The organism is Chryseobacterium gossypii (genome assembly GCF_041361455.1).
GTDB lineage: Bacteria > Bacteroidota > Bacteroidia > Flavobacteriales > Weeksellaceae > Chryseobacterium > Chryseobacterium gossypii.
This window is the reverse complement of sequence record NZ_JBGCUR010000057.1, coordinates 1-4,633: the sequence shown is the minus strand read 5'-3', so window position 1 is coordinate 4,633 and position 4,633 is coordinate 1. Positions and strand designations below refer to the sequence as shown.

The window sequence follows — 4,633 nt, the reverse complement described above, 5'->3', positions numbered from 1 at the left end:
TCAGGGTGTATCCGAATCCTGTATCGGATTATACTTATGTGGAGATCGGGTATGATTTCAAGGAGGCAGAGATTCTCTTGTATGATATGTCAGGAAGACAGCTGGAAAGCCTGAAAACCAGAAACAAGGTTACAAAGATCAATACCCAGCCCCTGAGTCAGGGAGCTTACCTGATGACCATTAAAACTGATACTAATAAAAACGCAAGTGCGAAAATCATTAAGAAATAAACTAAGATGAAAAGAACAACAATAATCATTATTTTATTATTCACTTCATTAAATAATTCATTTCGAGCCCAGAACTCTACAGATAATGGTAAAAGCTATATTGGTGATATCAATAAAATGTTTCCTGCAGCACCTACTTCAAATAACCTGATGAAATTTGAAGAGGTCCCTGTAAGTTATTATACGGGGATCCCGGATATCAATATTCCTTTATTTAATTTTCCAACCAGTAATTCAGCTGTTAGTATAAATATACAACTGAAGTATCATCCATTAAATGCAAAACCAGATGACAGATCCGGAGAAACGGGATTAGGATGGAGTTTAATCGCTGGTGGTACAATTTCAAGAACAGTGAGAGGAGGTAACCCAGATGAAAAAAACAGAACTGTTCCTTTATCTTCTCCTCCAAAAACTAAATATGGCATTTATAATGAAGTCAATAACCCTACCGCTAAACTGATCAACAATGAAAATATTGATATCAACGATTATGCATTCAATGCGGCTATGGGTAAATATGATACAGAATATGATCTTTACCAATATAATTTTGCAGGGAACACCGGTAGGTTTATCGTTAAAAAAAACAGCAACGGAAATTATACTACAGATAAACTAGACAGAAACAATCTTCAGATAATCTGTAACACAGATAACACGACTGGCATTATCAATTCATTTACCATTATCGATGATAAAGGAGTCAAGTATATATTTGACGCCATGGAAAAATCCGGAAAAAGCACTAGCTCAGTAAAAGTAGGTTTGATAACTGGTACCGGCGGGCTTAATTCAACTTGGGAAACAGGGGATTATTATTCGGCCTTTCATTTAACAAAGATCAATGATCAGAGTGATGTGAATCTGGCTATGTTTCATTACGACCTGAGCTCTACCGTTAAATTTGAAGAAACGCCTACAACAACAAACAGACTGGCGAGCGGTGTTATATACAACAATACTGTTATCGGACAACCTTCTCCAGAGGGTAATATGCCAGGTTCCTATGAAAGACAGACTACGTTCAGTACTTCCCAGACCAAGCTTCTTACAAGTATCGACTTAAGAGGAAAAGGGACCGTCTATTTCAACTATGAAGCGGGAAGACAGGATTCCAATTATACCAACTCCAATGAACTGTATAAATTAAAATCAGTGCAGGTTAATATTATCGGTCAAGGCGCAAGCAATTCCTATACAGATAAATATGTGCTGGATTATGAATATTCCAATACTAACTTTCAACCTGTTTTGGGGCAGCCACAAACACTGAAGAAAATGTTATTGACGCAAGTAACAAAAATTTCACCAAATAATGGGAATTCTGTATATAGCCTGGATTACACCTCATCGAATACACTTCTTCATAAAGATCCATGGGGATATTATAAAGGAGGGATTACTACAGATGTACTCAAATCCATGATCTATCCTACAAAGGGAAGAGTAGATTTTAACTTTGGAGAAAATGATTACAGCTACAATTCTGTAGCTGACGGTTCTGCGATGGAAGAGGTTACCGGAGAATATGTAACTCAGGATTATACTATTGGGGTTAGTTTCTCTGAATTCAACGCAAATTATAAAGAGGAATTTTTTACATTAGACAACCCACAAACAGTTAATATTCATGTTGACTTTGGGAACCTAACATATTACAACTGGACCTTAACTATTTATAAAAAAGTTGGCGATCAATTCATACAAGTTCAACAAATACCTGGTTACCAACAAATTACATGTCCAACCTGTCCAGTCTCTAATCCATATCCTATAGATCCAGACAATCCACTGGTAACAGAACAAGATAGCTATATTTCTCTAGAAGCAGGTACCTATTATGCTTCTCTTACTAAGAGTGGATCAGGCCCTAATATGCCTTTATCAAATTATTTCGGCGCACATTTCACCAGAACTGTTTTTGTAGAAGCAATCAATACGAATGGTGATCATAGTTACAGTGGTGGAGGCTTAAGAATCAATGAAATCACTTATTATGATAGTCCGGCTACCAGCAGTTTCGTCAAGAAATACCTATATGATTACCATGATATTACACAGGCGCAAAAGAGCAGTGGAGCACTTGTTTTTCCAAAGCCAATATTTCATTATAATGAAATTTATTCATATAAAGATAAGGTATATGAGCCACAGATCACTTATAGTGCTAATTTCAACACTACTACGGATTACAATATTCTACCGGTTCAGAAAACCCAAGGTGCAGATGTCGGATATAAATATATTACCGTAAAACAGATAGATAATACAGGCAAAACGAATGGAAAAACAGTATATACCTACAGATCTCCCATTGATTATCCTAATGAGGCTATTTCTGCGCAAATGCCAGTAATACCTGTCCCCAATTATGATTATTTAAGAGGGCAACTGGTCTCAGAGAAAAAATATGATGAAGACAACCGTTTATTGTCAGAATCCATTACAAGTTATACCAGCACCGAATACGAAAAAAATGATGGTATTAAAATTAAAGATAACTTTTATAATAATGTGATCTCTGAATATTATAAATATTCCGGCTATTCAGACTTTGTCAGCCATTTCCCTGGGATCATTTTGACCACTCCATATAAGAATTTTGAAAAATTCGGGATGACGCTGCCCGTAGGGAAACAGGAAACTTTATATTTTTACAAAAATGGTGTACAGAGTTCTGTAACGATTTCCAGCAATACGGTTTATAATACCAATGATTATCCTTCGGTAATTACCAAAAGTTTAACAGATGGTGAAATAGATATTACAAGCTATCAGTATGCTCATGAAAAATCCAATCAAAGACTAATTGATGCCAATATGATCGGTATTCCATTGGAGACAAGTACGGTTCGGAAAGAAAACACTTCCGATTCCGGGAGAATCACTTCAAAATCAGAAATAAGATATGATAATCTTTCCAATCTGTATCCAAGCTCTGTTTTATCCTATGATATTTTAAACAATGGGACCAGTTATACAGAAGTAAGCTATGATAAGTATGATGCTTTTGGCAATCTGCAACAATATACTACCAAAAATGGGGTTCCTGTAACTATTATCTGGGGCTATAATCAGACTCAGCCTATTGCTAAAATAGAAGGTGCCAAGTTTTCTGATATTACCCAGTCTCTTATTGATAGTATTGTCAATGCTTCCAATACTGATGCCTCAGCTTTGGCCAATAATGATGAAACTTCTTTTTTAACAGCACTGGACAACTTCAGAAAGAGCAGCAGCTTATCCCAATATCAAATAACTACTTACACTTATGATCCGCTCATTGGAGTAAGAAGCATCACTCCACCATCCGGAATAAGAGAAAACTATATTTATGATTCTGCCAACAGGCTGGAGAAGATAGTGGATGTGAACGGGAAAGTGTTGAAAGAATTCAAATACAACTACAAAAACTAATAACCGATGAAAAAAATACTCATTTCCGCAGGAGCTTTAGTATTATCAGGATTAGCTCATGCACAGCTAAGCCCCACGGAAAATTATGTTTACACAAAGACCTACTTAGATTATAACGGAACCACACCTACTAAAACCTCAGAAACGGTTCAGTACTATGATGGCTTGGGAAGACCCAAGCAGGTGGTGAATGTAAAAGCTTCTCCTCAGGGGAAAGATGTGGTGACCCCTATCGAATATGATGCTTTTGGAAGGCAGGTGAAGGATTATTTGCCTGTTCCCCAATCCTCAACACTCAACGGGGCTATTGTTCCTAATCCTTTAGGCAATGCTGCCTCAGTGTACGGAGCAGAAAAGATCTATTCGGAAAAGATCCTGGAAAACTCTCCTTTAGACAGGATATTACAGCAAAAGCAGATGGGAAATGCCTGGGACACCAAGCCTGTTCAGTTTGGGTATGATGCCAATGCCGCTTCAGAAGTTAGAAAATATATAACCACCACGACCTTTGTAGAAGGCAGAACCCAGTCCACTTTGAAAGTATCGGATGATGCCAATTCCGTTGGTGGTTATTATAAAGCCAATCAGCTGTACAAAAATACGGTAACGGATGAAGATGGCAATAAAACCATAGAATTTAAAAATGGACAGGGACAGGTTATACTGGTAAGAAAAGTATTAAGTGCTACAGAAAATGCAGATACTTACTATATATACAACGAATATGACCAGCTGGCATTTGTTATGCCTCCCAATGCCTCCTACTCAGCCAGAAATACTACTGTAGGCACACAGTTTGCCGATAACTTTTTAAATGGAAACTTTTACCAGTACCGTTATGATGGCAGAAACAGGTTAGTAGAAAAAAGGCTTCCCGGGAAAGGCTGGGAATATATGGTGTATGACAAGCAGGACCGTCTGGTGATGGCCCAGGATGCCAATCTTGGAGCTTCCAAACAATGGATCTTTACCAAGTATGATCA

General features: G+C 37.3%; 3 protein-coding genes. All 3 read left to right on the top strand.

Annotated elements, in window-relative coordinates; translation table 11 throughout:
- The coding region (locus ABMQ40_RS16430) for a T9SS type A sorting domain-containing protein (RefSeq protein WP_370901556.1) at window positions 1-230 on the top strand (230 nt) is incomplete at its 5' end.
- A 6-nt stretch (window positions 231-236) separates the two neighbouring features.
- Window positions 237-3,650, top strand: a complete 3,414-nt coding sequence (locus ABMQ40_RS16425) for a hypothetical protein (protein WP_370901554.1) — start codon at window positions 237-239, stop codon at window positions 3,648-3,650.
- A gap of 6 nt (window positions 3,651-3,656) precedes the next feature.
- Window positions 3,657-4,633: DUF6443 domain-containing protein (locus ABMQ40_RS16420; RefSeq protein ID WP_370901552.1), on the top strand; the 977-nt coding region annotated here is incomplete at its 3' end.

What these genes read in the sequence shown, in the direction of transcription:
- ABMQ40_RS16425 (WP_370901554.1), top strand. Translation starts at nt 237, where the DNA reads ATGAAAAGAACAACAATAATCATTATTTTATTATTCACTTCATTAAAT.